Below are 14,939 nucleotides of genomic sequence, written 5' to 3' on the forward strand. Positions count from 1 at the left end.
AATGGAACGATCAAGTAGATCCGATGAGGAGTCCTCTGATGCAACGACGCACAGCCCGTCAGCTGACCGCGGGAGCCATCGCGCTCACAGCAGCACTCACCCTGTCCGCCTGCGGCTCCGGCTTCAATAGCTCCGGCGGCAGCACTGGCGATGCGAGCAAGCTCACCTCGAGCAAGTCCGCCCTCAACATCCTGATCGGCTCGTCCGGTGACGCGGAGTCCGCGGCCGTTAAGGAAGCGGCGGCGTCCTGGTCGAAGTCTTCCGGTATCGGCGCGAACGTACAGCTGGCCAACGACCTCGACCAGCAGATGGCGCAAGGCTTCGCGTCCGGCAAGCCGGCGGACGTGTTCTACGTCAGCACTGCTGCGCTTCCTGGGTACGCGTCCAACGGGTCGCTCCTCGCCTACGGCAACGACCTGAAGAACAAGAGCGACTTCTACCCGACCCTGACGAAGTCCTTCACCGAGGACGGACAGCTGTACTGCGCACCGAAGGACTTCTCCACGCTGGCGCTGTTCATCAACACCGACGACTGGAAAGCCGCCGGACTCACCGACTCCGACATCCCGAAGACGTGGGACCAGCTGAAGAGCGTCTCCGAGAAGCTCACCCAGGATGGTCGGGTTGGTCTGGCGATGAGCCCGCAGTGGGAACGGCTCGGGGCCTTCATGCAGCAGGCCGGCGGTGGGTTGACCAACAGCGACCAGACGAAGGCGACGGTGGACTCCGCCGCGAACGCGAAGGCGCTCAACTACGCGAAGGGACTCCTCAACGACGGGTCGATGAAGTTCTCCAGCGACCTAGGCGAGAGCTGGGGCGGTGACGCGTTCGGGAAGAACAAGACCGCGATGACCGTCGAAGGAAACTGGCTCACCGGTGCGATGGCTTCGAGCTACCCGAGCGTGAAGTACAAGGTGGTTGAGCTCCCGGAGGGTCCGAAGGGCGCAGGCACCCTGCAGTTCACGAACTGCTGGGGTATCGCGAAGGCATCGAAGAACCAGAAGGCCGCGCTCTCGTTCGTCGAGAAGATGACCAGCACCGATCAGCAGCTCACCTTCGCGAAGGAGTACGGCGTGATGCCGTCCGTGCAGTCGGCGGCATCCGAGTGGAAGAAGCAGTACCCGCAGTACGCCGCGTTCCTCGATGAAGCGGGCAGCGCACGAGGCATCCCGAACAAGCCGGGGACCGCGGACGTCATCGCCGACTTCGACTCAAAGCTCGGATCGTTGAAGACGACCGACGTGAACACGCTGCTCGAGGGTGTTCAGAAGAACATGACCTCCGCGCTGAAGGGCTGACCCAGTGTCCCGCAAGAACCGAGCCGAGAACATCTCGGGCTGGCTGTTCACCGCTCCGACGGTGATCGTCCTCGGACTGTTCCTCGCCGTCCCAGTCCTCATGGCAGCTTGGGTCAGCGTCTCCGACTGGCATGGCGTTGGCAGCCCGTTCTCCTCGGACGTGAACTTCGTCGGGGCGCAGAACTACGCCAAGATCCTCGGCGGGGGAGGGCTCGACGAGCAGAACTTCGGCACGGCTCTGCGGAACAACTTCTACTACGTCCTCTTTGTTGTCCCACTCCAGACCGCGGTTGCGCTCGGCCTGGCCGTTCTTGTCAACGGCCGGGCCCTGCGCGGGCGGGGGTTCTTCCGCACCGCGTTCTACTTCCCGTCGGTCACCAGCTCAGTGGCGATCACCGTCCTGTGGCTGTTCCTGTTCTCCTCCACCGGAGCGGTGAACAAGATCCTCAGCTGGATCGGCGTCAACGGACCGAACTGGTTCAATGAACCCACTGGCATCTTCCACATCGGCGCGGGCAACCCGCCGGCGTTCATGGCGAACAACACCCTCCTGGGGATCTCCTGGTGGGAGTGGACCGCCGGACCATCGGTTGCGATGAGCGCGTTCATCATGCTCGCCATCTTCACCACCAGCGGCACGTTCATGCTGCTTTTCATCGCAGCCCTGCAGAACCTCTCGGCTGAGGTGACCGAGGCCGCCATGATCGATGGCGCTGGAGCGTGGGCGCGGTTCTGGCGAATCACCCTCCCGCAGCTGCGACCGACCCTGTTCACCGTGCTGACCCTCGGATTGATCGGCACCTGGCAGATCTTCGACCAGATCTACACCGGCACGAAGGGTGCCCCTGCGAACACGACACTCACCCCGGCGTACCTGTCGTACACGTCGGCGTTCACCAGCCAGCAGTGGGGCGTCGGCGCAGCGATCGCGTTCATCCTCTTCGGGATCATCGTGATCTTCACCCTGCTGCAGCGCTTCGTGCTCCGTGAGCGCCCGGTGTCCCGGCGTCGGATGCGATGGATCGAGAAAGGAACCGTCCGATGAGCACGAGCACCTTCCAAGAAGACGCAGGACCGGACCTCCGCACCGTCGCCATCGTTCAAGGGCCACGGGCTGACCGAGCTCGCCGCCGTCTCACTGGCCGCGGGATGCTCCTGATCGCCATCGGTGCTGTGATCGCAGCGATCTACTTGCTGCCGTTCTACGTCGCCATCGCCAACTCGTTCAAGACGGATCAGGACGCGTCCATCCACCCGTTGTCGTTACCGACGACCTGGACTGCAGCGGCGTTCGAGACGCTGTTCTCGAACTCGGACTTCGGGATCTGGGCGATGAACTCCGCGATCGTCGCCGTATGCGTAACGGCGGGCCGGATCTTCTTCGACTCGCTCGCCGGTTACGCGCTCGCCAGACTCAGCTTCCCCGGCCGGAAAGCCGTCTTCGCCGCGCTGATCGCCGTCATGGCGGTCCCCGGAGTCGTCCTGCTCATCCCGACCTTCCTCGTCATCAACCAACTGGGGATCTACGACTCCTACGCCGGCATGATCGTCCCGCTGCTCGTCGACGCAGCAGGGGTGTTCATCATGAAGAACTTCTTCGAATCAATCCCAGCCAGCGTCGAAGAGCAAGCAAAAATCGACGGCGCCGGCACGTTCCGGACGTTCTGGTCGATCGTGCTGCCGATGGCACGCCCAGCGGTCGTCACCATCACGATCCTGTCGTTCCAGGGCTCCTGGAACGAGCTGTCCCACTTCATCGTGTCCGCATCCTCGCCGAATCTGACGACCTTGACCAAGGGCGTGGCCTCACTCGCATCCGGCGCGCTCAGCGCCGGGAACCAGTACCCAATCAAGCTCGCGGCGGCGTTCGTCATGACGATCCCCGTCGCGGTCGCGTTCTTCATCTTCCAGAAACGGATCATGAACTCCAGCGACGGCGCGGTCAAGGAATGAAGTGGCGACGATGACCGCGTCAGAACCGACCATTCTTGCCACCTGTGGAGGTTTACTCCCCGGCGAGTGGGACGAGTCGGTGTACGGGCCGCTGCTCTTCGAAGCCATCCGCCACGCACGGGTCCCGGCGGGCCAGGCCCCTCGGGTCTTGCATGTCAACACGGCCGGCGGCGACCAGCGAACCATCGAGGGCGCGGAACTCGCCGCAGCCCGAGCCGTTGGCGTCGACGCGCGGCACCTTCGCCTCTTCGGCCGACCGAACGTGCCGTCGTTGCGGGACACCGTCCTCGAAGCGGACGTTGTATGGGTCTCCGGCGGGTCACTCGTGAATCTGCTGGCGGTCTGGCGCGCTCACCGGCTCGACGACGTCCTCCGCGAAGCGTGGGAAGCCGGGGTCGTCCTCGCGGGCGGCTCAGCAGGAGCGCTGTGCTGGCACACCGGCGGGGTAACCCAGAGCTTCGGTCCGACGCCCACTGCGGTTGCCGACGGCCTGGGATTCGTCTGCAACTCCCTCGGCGTACACACCGACTCCGACCCGAACCGCTCGCCCGCGTTCCACGCTGCGATCGCTGACGGAACGTTAGCGGAGGGCATCGAGATCGACGAAGGAGTCGGCGTCCTCTACCGCGGCCACCCGGCGACCTTCGTAGAGGCGGTCAGCGACCACGACGGCGGCCGGGCGATCCGGATCAGCCGCGACTCGAATCGCTCGCGAGCTACACCTCTCAACGTGCGCCGCCTGCCCGACGCGCCGACCCTCCAGCCCACGTGGCGCCCCACGTGGATCTCGTCCCCCGACCTCACCGACGAGGAGACCCCATGACCACCGTCCTGAGCACCACCACCGAGCACGCCGCCCCGACCGTCCCACTGCAGCCGCTTCTCCACGACGAAGTCGCCATCATCGCGGCTCCCACACAAGCGTGGTCGGGCCAAGACGGTGGTATCGGTGCGAACCCCGTCCACGGGTATTGGACTGGCGATCAACGGTTCGTCTCAGCGATCCACATCGAGATCTCCGGGACGGAGATCGAATCCATCGTTACTGTCCCGAGTTCCGCACGCGAGGCCGTGTTCAGCAGTCTCCTCCGCGGCCTCGACCAAGCCGGAGCAGATCCCGACGTCCGCCTCGACCGTCGTCGCAGCGTCCGCATCGACGGGGTCACCGAGCAGCTGCAGATCACCGACCGCCACACTGAACCCAATACCGTCGGCGACCCACTCACTGTGACGGTGCGGCTGACGCCCGACGCCGCGAACATGGACGCTGTTAAAGCTGGCGCCGGCCGCGAACCAGTCCACGCGAATACAAGCGGTATGGGAGCCTCCTGGAACGCGGGGTCCGCCCGCATCTGGTTGGACGCGCCGGGCGCCGTTACCACCGTCGATGGCGACGACATCGTCCTCGAGTGGGAGATCCGACGCGGACGCACCATCGAAGTGCGATGGGACTGCACCATAGAAGCACCCGACGCGGTGGTCGCTGGTGTCACCACACCACGACCGTTCGACGCCCCCGAAGGAGTCGAAGACGACCGCCTTCGCCGCTGGCTTGACCGCGCAACCGACGACCTCGACGCACTGCGCCTTGCGCGCCCCGAAGGCGAGTTTCTCGCCGCGGGATCTCCGTGGTTCTTCACGCTCTTCGGACGCGATTCCATCTGGGCTGCCCGTTTCCTGCTGCCCGTCGACACCAGCATCGCTGGCAGCACATTGCGTGTTCTCGCAGCCTTGCAGGGACAGAAGTCTGACCCGGCTACGGCTGAGCAGCCCGGCAAGATCATGCACGAACTCCGACAGGCATCCCTCCCCATCGACAACGAAGAGATCTCCCTTCCGCCGTTGTACTACGGCACCGTGGATGCGACTGCGCTGTGGATCTGTCTCCTCCACGACACCTGGCGCGCAGGCCTTCCCGACGACGAGGTGCGTGCACTCCTACCGTCGCTTGAAGCGGCCCTGGCCTGGATGCGGGACTATGGAGACGCAGACGGGGACGGCCTGCTCGAGTACGTCGACGAGTCCGGTCGTGGTCTTGCCAACCAGGGCTGGAAAGACTCCGGTGACAGTGTGCAGTGGCGCGACGGACGGCTTGCAGACGGGCCGATCGCGCTCTGCGAAGTGCAAGGCTATGCGTACGAAGCGGCCGTGCACGGTGCCGACCTGCTGGACGCCTTCGGCGTTGACGGGGGTGCCGATTGGCGTGCATGGGCGCAGCGGCTCGCTGGCCGCTTCCGGGACACGTTCTGGGTGTCGGACAGCATCGGGTCGTATCCCGCTATCGCACTCGACGTCAACAAGCAGCCGGTGGATTCGGCAACCAGCAACATCGGTCATTTGCTCGGCACAGGGCTGCTATCCGAGTCGGAGGAGGCCGTTATCGCCGCGCGAGTCATCGCACCCGACATGGCAAGCGGTTATGGGCTGCGCACCCTGTCAACGACGGCGGCCGGGTACTGGCCCTTGAGCTATCACGGTGGCTCGGTTTGGACGCATGACACCGCCGTGGTCATCGCCGGTCTGACACGGTCAGGGCACCACGCGGCAGCGCGTGAGCTTGCCGGTCAGCTGCTCGCCGCCGCCGTGGCGTTCGACTTCCGGATGCCGGAGCTGCACGCGGGCGATGCTGCAATCGACGTCGCTCGGCCTGCGCCCTACCCGGCGGCGTGCCGACCCCAGGCGTGGAGCGCCGCCGCAGCGTTCCCAGTCTGGATTGCGCTGCAGCACTAACAAGCTCGCTCGCATATGCCGCAGCCCGCAGTTCAACCCCTTCAACCCCGACAGGAGCACCCCACGTTGGCCATCCGTGACGGCGGACTCGAGACTCTGCCCGTGCAACAGATGCTTGCCGACCACCTCGCCGATATGAACGCGACATCACCCGCCGAATCGATGCATGCGTTGAACCTTGATGCGCTCCGCGGTCCAGGGATGCGCTTCTTCTCGGCGTGGGACGGCGGCACCGTCCTCGGCTGCGCTGCACTGAAGACGCTGAACGATGACGCCGTTGAGTTGAAGTCGATGCGCACCGCGGAGGTAGCTCGCGGGCAAGGGGTCGGTGGGGCCATGCTGCAGCACGTGATCGAGCAGGCTCGTTCCCGAGGCGCTAGGCGGATGCTGCTCGAGACGGGCGCACCCGACTTTTTCGCTCCGGCACGCCGGCTTTACCAGCGGCACGGGTTCACCCCGCGTGGACCATTCGCCGACTATGTCGACGATCCATTGGCGTGCTACTTCGAACTGACGCTCTGATCTGCTCGTGCGGAGACGTAAGCGATGTGTCGAACGAACGTTCCTTCGTGTGCTGCGAACCAGTGAAACGATGCGCGCATCACCGATGGTGTACCTGGTTACGCAGCACACGGTCAACGTGTGGCCCTTGACCGCCTCTTTGCCTGCCGGCCGCTTGCCACCCGGTCGTGCACCGGTGCGCGTGCGGAAGTCTCGGGCTGAAAGGCAGATCGCAACAGCCGAGGCCATCGCCCGAATCGGTTCGAAGCCCCAGCACGGGGATCTGCAGTTCTACTGCGTATCCCCGTTCGCGTTGTAAGACAGAGGAAAGCCACATGCGCTCGATTACCTCGGACCCGCTCGACCGCGTCCGCTACCCGATCGACGAGTGGGCGCTCGTCGAGACCGAGTACGCCCCCGACGAGCAGGGCGTCGCGGAGACGAACTTCGCCGTCGGCAACGGGTACCTGGGCCTCCGCGGCAACCTCGACGAGGGCCGTGGCGGCGTCCAGTACGGCACGTACGTCAACGGCTTCCACGAGACGTGGCCGATCCGGCACGCCGAGGACGCGTTCGGGTTCGCCAAGACCGGGCAGACCATCATCAACGCGCCCGACGCGAAGGTCATCCGCCTGTACGTCGACGACGAGCCGCTCGTCCTGGCCGAGGCCGACATCCTGTGGCACACCCGGCGCCTCGACTTCCGCGGCGGGTACCTGTACCGCGAGACGGAGTGGTCGACGCCGTCCGGCAAGCGGGTGCTGATCCGCTCCCGCCGGCTGGTGTCCTTCACCGACCGGCACCTGGCGGTCATCGACTACGAGGTGACCGTGCTCGACGCGGACGCCTCGCTCCTGCTGTCGAGCCAGATCCTGAACCGCCAGGACGTCCAGGACGAGTACCACGCGGGCATGCGCGCCGCCGCGAACGCCTTCGACCCGCGCAAGGCCGAGGCGTTCACGGAGCGGGTGCTCGAGCCGAAGCTGAAGCGCAGCACCGGCGGCCGTTCCCTGCTGGGCTACCAGGCGGCGAGCTCGGGCATGACCATCTGCGTCGGCGTGGAGCACCACCTCGAGACCGACAACTCGTGGGACGAGTCGTCCTCGATCGAGGACGACCTCGCCAAGCACGTCTACCGCGTGCAGGCGAAGGCCGGTGTGCCGATCCGGCTCGTGAAGAACATCGTCTACCACACCTCGCGCGGCGTCCCCGTGCGGGAGCTCGCGGACCGCTGCGACCGCACGCTGGACCGCGCGCACGCCGAGTCCGTCGACGAGGTCTTCGCCGCGCAGCGCGCGTGGATGGACGACTACTGGGCGCGCAGCGACGTCGAGGTGGCCGGCAAGCCGGACGTGCAGCAGGCGGTGCGCTGGAACCTGTTCATGCTCGCGCAGGCGACGGCCCGGACCGACGGGCACGGCATCGCGGCGAAGGGCGTCACCGGGTCCGGGTACGGCGGGCACTACTTCTGGGACATGGAGATCTACGTCCTGCCGTTCCTGTCCTACACGGCACCGATCGCCGCCCGGAACGCGCTGCGCTTCCGGTACAACATGCTCGACGCCGCCCGCTCCCGGGCCCGCGAACTGAACCAGCGCGGGGCTCTGTTCCCGTGGCGGACGATCAACGGCGAAGAGTCCTCGGCGTACTACGCCGCCGGTACCGCGCAGTACCACATCGACGCGGACATCGCCCACGCGCTCATGCAGTACGTGCGCGCTTCGGGGGACCGCGACTTCCTCAAGCGCGGAGCGATCGACATCCTGGTCGAGACCGCCCGGCTGTGGGCGGACCTGGGCTTCTGGCGCTCGAACGGCGACAAGAAGTTCCACATCGACGGTGTCACCGGGCCGGACGAGTACACGACGGTCGTCGACGACAACCTCTACACGAACGTCATGGCCCGGGCGAACCTGTGGTTCGCCGTCAACGCCTGCCACGAGCTCGCCGCCGACGACCCGGAGGAGTACGGCCGCATGGTCCGGCGCACCGGACTCGACCCGGCCGAGGTCGTCGAGTGGGAGCACGCCGCCGAGTCGATGGAGATCCCGTGCGACCCGCACCGCGGCATCCACCCCCAGGACGCCCAGTTCCTCGACAAGGAGCTCTGGGACCTCGAGAACACGCCCGACTCCAAGCGCCCCCTGCTGCTGCACTACCACCCGCTGGTGATCTACCGGTTCCAGGTGCTCAAGCAGGCGGACGTCGTGCTCGCGCTGTTCCTGCAGGGTCACGAGTTCACGGCAGCCGAGAAGCGCCGCGACTTCGACTACTACGACGCCCTGACGACCGGCGACTCGACCCTGTCCGCGGTCGTCCAGTCGATCATGGCGGCCGAGGTCGGGTACCACGACCTGGCGGCGCAGTACTTCCAGACGGCGCTGTACGTCGACCTCGCCGACCTGCACGGCAACACCGCGGACGGCGTGCACATCGCCTCGACGGGTGGCATCTGGGGTGCGCTCGTCAACGGCGTCGGCGGCATGCGCGACCACGGCGGACGGATGTCGTTCAACCCGCGGCTGCCGAAGGACTGGGACCGCCTGACCTACCGCCTGACGGTGCACGGGTCGCGGATCCGGGTCGACCTCGAGCAGGACACGCTGACGTTCACGATCGAGCACGGTGAGGGCTTCACCGTGTGGGTCCACAACCAGCAGTGGGACCTCTCCGCCGACCAGCCGACAGTGGTGCCGCTGCCGCACCAGGGGCCGCGGATGAGCGGGTACGCGCCGACGACCAGCGACATCCAGGGCACGCTGCGGGCGGACGGCTCGGTGATCACCGCGTCGATCCCCACCATCTTCATCGAGCATGAGTACGAGGTAAATCAGACGAGCGCGTAGCCGTTTCAACAGGCGCGATCCGGCTGAGGGCGCAGATTGCATGAGCCCGTCAGCCCACGACACCGCAGATAGCTACCGTGACGGTTACTCCGCGAGCACGCGGACCACTTCCACGACACCCTGCAACCACTCCTGGTCGGCAGCCTCGCCCGCATCGGCCTCCGACCCACTGTCGACCCGGCACTCTTCACCCGCGCAGTCGTGGCAGCACACGTCGGCCGCCGTGAGCCAGAGCGTGCTCCACGACGACACCGAACGGGTCCCATTGCCGCGGTCGAGGGCTGCATCCGTGGCCTGACCGAACCGATCCACCCGTAGGAGATCGCCCGCGCCACCATGAGGTCGGCACCTCTCTTCAGCTATCACCACGACCAGCACCATCGGAAGGGGAACGTCATGACTGCCTACCAACAACAGATCGACCGGCTTCGGGAACTCGGCCCGCGCACCTCCGGCAACGACGCCCACCGCGCCCTCATCGAAGACGTCGCAGCCGACCTCAAGGAGCTCGCCTATAACGTGCACCGCGACACCCACACCTTCGACCGGTGGGACGCCACCAGCGACCAGGTCGGGTTGCAGATCGGCCAGCAGCAGATTCCGCTGTCCTCGGCATGGCCGTACTCCGGCAAGACCGGCCCGGAGGGCGTGACCGGAGAACTCGTCCTCGTCCACGGGCTTCGAAAGAACTGGCGCGCCGCCGCGGGCAAGATCGCCGTCATCGAGGTGCAGAACCTCGACGTGCCCGCCCGCCTCCTCCTCGACAGCTGGGAAGGCGACTTGCCCTTCGAGACCGTCGCGAACCCGGTGATCGGTTCCGAGCTCGCCGGAACCGACCTCACGAAAGCACGCGAAGCCGGCGTCCTCGGCGTCGTGGCCGTTTGGCACGGTATAGCCGACGCCGCCGCGCACGGCCAGTACCTGCCCTTCACCCGCGACTACCAGGACGTCCCGGCGGTCTGGGTGCCCGAATCCGCCCGGCGGGACGTCCTCACCGCGGCCGAGAACAGCGCGACCGCCACCCTCACCCTCAACGCGCAGAAGACACCCGCGTCGATGGACACCCTCTGGGCTGTCTCTCCCGGAACAGGCCCCCACGCGAACGAGTCAGTCCTGGTCGTCACGCACAGTGACGGCGGCAACGCTGTCGAAGAGAACGGCCACCTCGGCCTGGTCGCGCTCGCCCGCGACGCAGCCGCAACTGGCCACGACCGCACGATCGTGTTCGTCTACGCTGCTGGGCACTTGCGCATCCCCGCGGTCACCAAGCACGGCCAAGCCACGACCGCCTGGCTGGAAGCGCACCGCGACCTGTGGTCCCCGGACGCCGGCGGGCTGACAGCCGTCGCCGGGCTCGGGATCGAACACCTCGGCGCCCGCCACTTCGCCACTGACCCCACCACCGGCGAGTACGCCGCCGACGGCACCCTCGAACCGGAACTGCTGTACGCGACCACGACCGAGCTCGCGGGCCTTGTTCGCGAGACCTGGCACGGCGCGACCGAGATCGCCGCCCCGGTCAAGCCCGGTGCGCTCGTGCACCTCGGTGAAGGCGAACCGCTCTACGAAGCGGAGATCCCCGCTGTCGCGCTCGTCACCGGCCCGCTGTACCTCCTCGCCGAACTCGACGACGACCTCGTCGACATCAACGCGCTCACCCGTCAAATCGACAGCTTCCGCCGGCTCCAGACACACCTCGCCGGCACCGCTGACCCGACCTCGTTCGGCACCGTCAGCATGCCCGGGAAACCCAAGAGGCTCGCCTCAACCACCCGCGCGCTCGCATTCATCGCCACCCACCGGTAGCTACAAGCCGTCTCGATTGATGAGGGCGGATTCTGATGGTCGACGCGACAGTTGGTCGATTTGGGGCTGGTTTCAGGGTAGCTGGAGGGCAGTGATGCGGCGCTTCTCGGCGTTGAATCGTTGGGTTGGAGTGTCGTAGTCGAGGCGCTTTCGCGGGCGGTTGTTGAGATCGTTCATGACGGTGGTGACGTGGCTGGGGCTGTGGATGGCGAGGTTGGTGCCTTTGGGGAAGTACTGCCGGAGGAGCCCGTTGAAGTTCTCGTTCGCGCCGCGCTGCCAGGGGCTGGAACGGTCGGCGAAGAACACGGGGACTCCGGTCGTGGCAGTGAGTTGTTCGTGGGCAGCCATCTCGACGCCCTGATCCCAGGTCAGCGACCGTTTCAGGTGCTTGGGGAGCGCAGCGAACGCTTCCGTGATCGCGGCGTTGACGCTGCGCGCAGTGTGATCGTTCGGGAGGTTCAAGACGATGCCGTAGTGGGTGGTGCGTTCACGGAGGGCGGCCATCGCGGACACGGAGCCGACACCGACGATGAGGTCGCCTTCCCAGTGGCCGGCGGTCTGCTTGTCGGCTGCGTCAGCGGGACGCTCGGTGATGCTGGCCATGTTCCGGATCCGGGATCCTCGACCGATGGGGTTGTTCCACCTGGTGCGTCGGACTCGACGTCCGGTGCGGAGTTTGCCCGTGTAGCGCTTGTGCAGGCCAGCATCTTCCCGGAGGAGCAGGGCTCGGTAGATGGTCTCGTGACAGACGCGCATGGCCGCGTCGGTGGGGTAGGTCTTTCGCAGCCAGCCGCTGATCTCTTCCGGTGACCAGAACCGGTTCAGCTTCCGCTGCACCAGCCGCCGAAGCGCGGCATCGGCGACGAGGCGGTGCGGTTTCGGACGAGCGCGTTGGCGCCTGGCGTCATCGTCAGCAAGATGCGGCAAGTAGTCCCCGCTTCCCGTCCGGTGCCGTCGGAGCTCGCGACTGATCGTCGAGGGGTGCCGGCCCAGACGGACGCTGATCTGGCGAATCGAGAGCCCCAGTCGGCGCAGGTCGGCGATCTGGAGTCGTTCCCGCAGCGCCAGGTAACGTCCCGACGACGCCGGCTCGATAGGGCTCGCTGGCGGGAAGCGGTAGCCGGCTCGTTGGCGAACCAGGGTGCCGGAGCGTCGAGACATGCCAAGCAGTCTGCAGGCGTCGGTGTTGCTCATGCCCTGCCGCATCAGCTGCCAGTACTCGTCCTCAACGCCACGGGCTTTTCGCCCTCGCCGCGTCGTCGTCAGTGACAGCTCAGCAACGCGCGCCGACGCTGCCAACGCCTTCCGCAGCGCCGCTGTGGCGGCGTTCTGGTCGCGGCGGATTCGGCTCTGCCGTTCTCGTTCGAGCAGGTCAGCGCGCTTCCCGCTCATCCGAAGCGTGACGGCGGCAGACGCGACGGAGCTTCCCTCCCGGAGCTCGTCGAATCGTCGTCGTAGGAGCCGGTAGCCGGTCGCGCGGCCCAACCCAGATTCCACCGCGGCGTCTTCCACGGATGCGCCCGCGTGGAACGCCGACCAGAACCGCTCCTCGACGCTCAGCTCGACGCGCAGATGATGCCTGCCGTCGAGGTTCAGACGCGCTTCCCACGAGGCCACGCGACTGCTCGTCACACCGACGACGGTCAACGCTGCTGCAGGATCAGAACCGGAACGGCGCAGCTGCAGATACCGCTCGCGAAGGAACCGGTACCCGGCCTCCTTGCCGATGCCAGCGATGCGGGCGGAAGGTTTGAGACCGCGCCCCTCCCGGATCAGGGCGAGAAACCGGACAGCTTGCGGAGACGACAGGGACAAGTACAAGGGCAACACCTCGGAGGAAGGTGTTGCGTCGATCAAGTGAATCCGGGGCCCCTTCTGCGAACGTCGGTGCGGGCTCCTACTGTCGCGGTCATGGGTCGTCGTCGTTCGGATCGTTGGGTGCCGGGGTCGCCGTTCTCGCTTGAGGAGGATGCGCGCGGAGTGGAGGTGCGCGAGCTTCCCGAGCCGTTGCCTGTGCGCGCGTGGTTCCAGTTGCCTGACCGGCTGATTCGTCGAAGTGACGCCCGGGCGTACCGCCTCACCCGAGACGCAGTTTGGGTGGAAGCAGGTCGCGGCGAGACCAAGCTGGCTGCTTGGGTTTGGCGCAGTTCGGTGAAGCACCGACAGCAAGCCGGCGGGGTATCGGCCTGATTGGTCGGTCTTCGTCAGCTGGGCAGGTTGTGGCGGAGGTCGTAGCCGCTGTCGGCGGCGAATTGCAGCCGGTCCCGTACTCCTTGCAGCGATGCTGCGTCGTCGGCGTTGCGGTAGTCGGCGCGGAGGAGTGTGTTGGCGGTGATGATGTCGTCGGTGCGGTCCGTGTATCCGGCGGCCGCTGCGGTGAGGAAGATCGTCGGGTCCGCGGGGCGGACGAGTTCGGTGCCAGCGAAGCCCATCGTGTCTTGTTCGAAGCCGAGCGCGGCCATGTCGACTTCCTGCTCGGTGAACGCGACGAGCCGATATGGCATCTGTCGCTTGCGGATCGCTGGGTAGCCGGGACGCTCGGAACTGGCACGGCCGGAGATGCGGCATCCGGCACTGATGAGCCGTTCCGCCTGCTCGACGAGCGTCAGGTCGGACGTCCACCGGGTCCTGACGCCGCCTGGTCCGGGGTAACAGGCGATGGCGAAGTCCACGAGCCCATCGACTTGCCGTGACTCCCATCCGATGTCGGTGCGGTGCACGCGCTTCCCGAGGCGTGCGAGCGCGTCATCCACTTGCCCGGCAGTGAGCCCGGCCCGCACCAGTCCGTCAAAGGTGGAGCCGTTGACGGCGAGCATTCGCGCGACGGCGAACGTGACGTAGATCGGTGCGGCATCCTTCCACCGCTCGCGCACTCCAAGGACTTGCTGCCCGTCGATCCACACGCGGCGCCGGTCGACGTCGACCAGGAGCACGTTCGCGGTCTGTTCAGCGAGCGCGATCTGTGTCGTGCGACTCCACGACCGCGGCCAGACCGGCGAGTTTGAGGACGGCGAGGGCGTCGGTGAGGTCAGTGGTGTCGCCGAGCCCGTACGCTATCGTGATCTGCGGCCGACCACTGTAAGCGGCGCCCACCCATTCGAGTCCTGGCCCCATCAGCTGCGTTCTTTTGGACCTGTTCGATGCTGGTCTGCAGCGCGGCTGCCGTTTCCGCTTCGACGAAGGTCGAGTCGAGCACGTGCCTCGACGGCGTCATGATCACGAGAACGAGCTGATGCCCAGTCGCAAAGTTTGGAAAGTCAGCGGGCGGCCGAGCCCGTAGTGCTGTTCCAAGGCGCTCCATGAGGTGCGGCTACGCGAAGCGCAACTAAAGACCAACTGTCGTGGAGCGTCCTAAGATGCGCTAAGCCCTGACCGGCTGAGGGCGGAGCCGCTGCAGCGGCTCCGCCCTGCCTTGTGCAGCTAGTTCTTGAAGGTGTGCACGTTCGGGAAATCCGATGCCTTGTGCTGCGACTGGTCGTCGGTGTTGTACCCCGGCTTGATAAGGGCATCCGTGGAATCGGTCTTCCACGTCGACCACGTCGCATAACCCGTCGTCGGCACGGTATAGTGCACGCGAACCGACACCGCGCCGCATCCGCCCTTGACGTTCAGGCTCTCCCCCGATGCCTTGCTGGTGATCGCCTTGTACCCATCGAAACCAGTCGGCGTCTGGTAACAGGTGTAAAACGTCGTGAGCGCGCTTGCCGGAGCGGCAGTCATCAGTGCCATTCCCCCTGCGAGTGCGGTACCTACAACGATCTTGATCAACTTCGACTTCATTTACGTCCCCTTTGAGTGAACTGAA

At 66.2% G+C, this 14,939-nt stretch carries 11 protein-coding genes; 8 read left to right on the forward strand and 3 right to left on the reverse strand.

Features of this window, described 5'->3' with window-relative positions; translation table 11 throughout:
- Nucleotides 1-38 precede the first annotated feature (38 nt).
- The 8 genes from DEI97_RS03570 to DEI97_RS03605 all read left to right on the forward strand — a co-directional run bounded on the left by DEI97_RS03570 (nt 39) and on the right by DEI97_RS03605 (nt 11,134).
- Nucleotides 39-1,298, forward strand: coding sequence for a sugar ABC transporter substrate-binding protein (locus tag DEI97_RS03570; protein WP_111075749.1), 1,260 nt, complete (start codon nt 39-41; stop codon nt 1,296-1,298).
- Between the two features lie 4 nt (nt 1,299-1,302).
- Nucleotides 1,303-2,343, forward strand: coding sequence for a carbohydrate ABC transporter permease (locus DEI97_RS03575; RefSeq protein ID WP_258376761.1), 1,041 nt, complete (start codon nt 1,303-1,305; stop codon nt 2,341-2,343).
- A complete protein-coding gene (locus tag DEI97_RS03580) occupies nt 2,340-3,251 on the forward strand; it encodes a carbohydrate ABC transporter permease (protein ID WP_111075750.1) in 912 nt (303 codons plus the stop codon). Before DEI97_RS03575 ends, DEI97_RS03580 begins: the two co-directional genes overlap by 4 nt.
- 10 nt (nt 3,252-3,261) lie before the next feature.
- Nucleotides 3,262-4,074: a Type 1 glutamine amidotransferase-like domain-containing protein gene (locus tag DEI97_RS03585; RefSeq protein ID WP_111075827.1), complete on the forward strand. Its 813-nt coding sequence runs from the start codon at nt 3,262-3,264 to the stop codon at nt 4,072-4,074.
- Nucleotides 4,071-5,981, forward strand: a complete 1,911-nt coding sequence (locus tag DEI97_RS03590) for an amylo-alpha-1,6-glucosidase (protein WP_111075751.1) — start codon at nt 4,071-4,073, stop codon at nt 5,979-5,981. Before DEI97_RS03585 ends, DEI97_RS03590 begins: the two co-directional genes overlap by 4 nt.
- A gap of 111 nt (nt 5,982-6,092) precedes the next feature.
- Complete coding sequence (locus DEI97_RS03595) at nt 6,093-6,503, forward strand: GNAT family N-acetyltransferase (RefSeq protein WP_258376764.1); 411 nt, start codon at nt 6,093-6,095, stop codon at nt 6,501-6,503.
- Between the two features lie 314 nt (nt 6,504-6,817).
- Nucleotides 6,818-9,328 (forward strand): glycoside hydrolase family 65 protein, encoded by a 2,511-nt coding sequence (locus tag DEI97_RS03600; RefSeq protein ID WP_111075753.1) that lies wholly within the window; start codon nt 6,818-6,820, stop codon nt 9,326-9,328.
- A gap of 396 nt (nt 9,329-9,724) precedes the next feature.
- Complete coding sequence (locus DEI97_RS03605; RefSeq protein ID WP_146248200.1) at nt 9,725-11,134, forward strand: hypothetical protein; 1,410 nt, start codon at nt 9,725-9,727, stop codon at nt 11,132-11,134.
- Nucleotides 11,135-11,206: 72 nt separating this feature from the next.
- Here DEI97_RS03605 and DEI97_RS03610 read toward each other — a convergent pair whose 3' ends face one another.
- The 3 genes from DEI97_RS03610 to DEI97_RS03620 form a co-directional block, all read right to left on the reverse strand.
- Complete coding sequence (locus DEI97_RS03610) at nt 11,207-12,991, reverse strand: IS30 family transposase (protein WP_258376762.1); 1,785 nt, start codon at nt 12,989-12,991, stop codon at nt 11,207-11,209.
- 347 nt (nt 12,992-13,338) lie between these two features.
- Entirely contained in the window at nt 13,339-14,067 is a 729-nt protein-coding gene (locus tag DEI97_RS03615) for a hypothetical protein (protein ID WP_111075756.1), read from the reverse strand.
- Between the two features lie 487 nt (nt 14,068-14,554).
- The gene (locus tag DEI97_RS03620; RefSeq protein ID WP_146248201.1) at nt 14,555-14,914 is read right to left on the reverse strand and encodes a hypothetical protein; all 360 of its coding nucleotides are present in this window, start codon (nt 14,912-14,914) and stop codon (nt 14,555-14,557) included.
- Nucleotides 14,915-14,939: the final 25 nt, after the last annotated feature.

Source organism: Curtobacterium sp. MCLR17_032 (genome assembly GCF_003234795.2).
In the GTDB taxonomy this organism is placed as follows: Bacteria; Actinomycetota; Actinomycetes; order Actinomycetales; family Microbacteriaceae; genus Curtobacterium.

Bases quoted from the DNA above. Each gene is read 5' to 3' on its own strand.
- DEI97_RS03595 (WP_258376764.1), top strand. From the start codon at position 6,093: ATGCTTGCCGACCACCTCGCCGATATGAACGCGACATCACCCGCCGAA.
- DEI97_RS03590 (WP_111075751.1), top strand. From the start codon at position 4,071: ATGACCACCGTCCTGAGCACCACCACCGAGCACGCCGCCCCGACCGTC.
- DEI97_RS03620 (WP_146248201.1), bottom strand. From the start codon at position 14,914: ATGAAGTCGAAGTTGATCAAGATCGTTGTAGGTACCGCACTCGCAGGG.
- DEI97_RS03570 (WP_111075749.1), top strand. From the start codon at position 39: ATGCAACGACGCACAGCCCGTCAGCTGACCGCGGGAGCCATCGCGCTC.
- DEI97_RS03585 (WP_111075827.1), top strand. From the start codon at position 3,262: ATGACCGCGTCAGAACCGACCATTCTTGCCACCTGTGGAGGTTTACTC.
- DEI97_RS03605 (WP_146248200.1), top strand. From the start codon at position 9,725: ATGACTGCCTACCAACAACAGATCGACCGGCTTCGGGAACTCGGCCCG.
- DEI97_RS03600 (WP_111075753.1), top strand. From the start codon at position 6,818: ATGCGCTCGATTACCTCGGACCCGCTCGACCGCGTCCGCTACCCGATC.
- DEI97_RS03580 (WP_111075750.1), top strand. From the start codon at position 2,340: ATGAGCACGAGCACCTTCCAAGAAGACGCAGGACCGGACCTCCGCACC.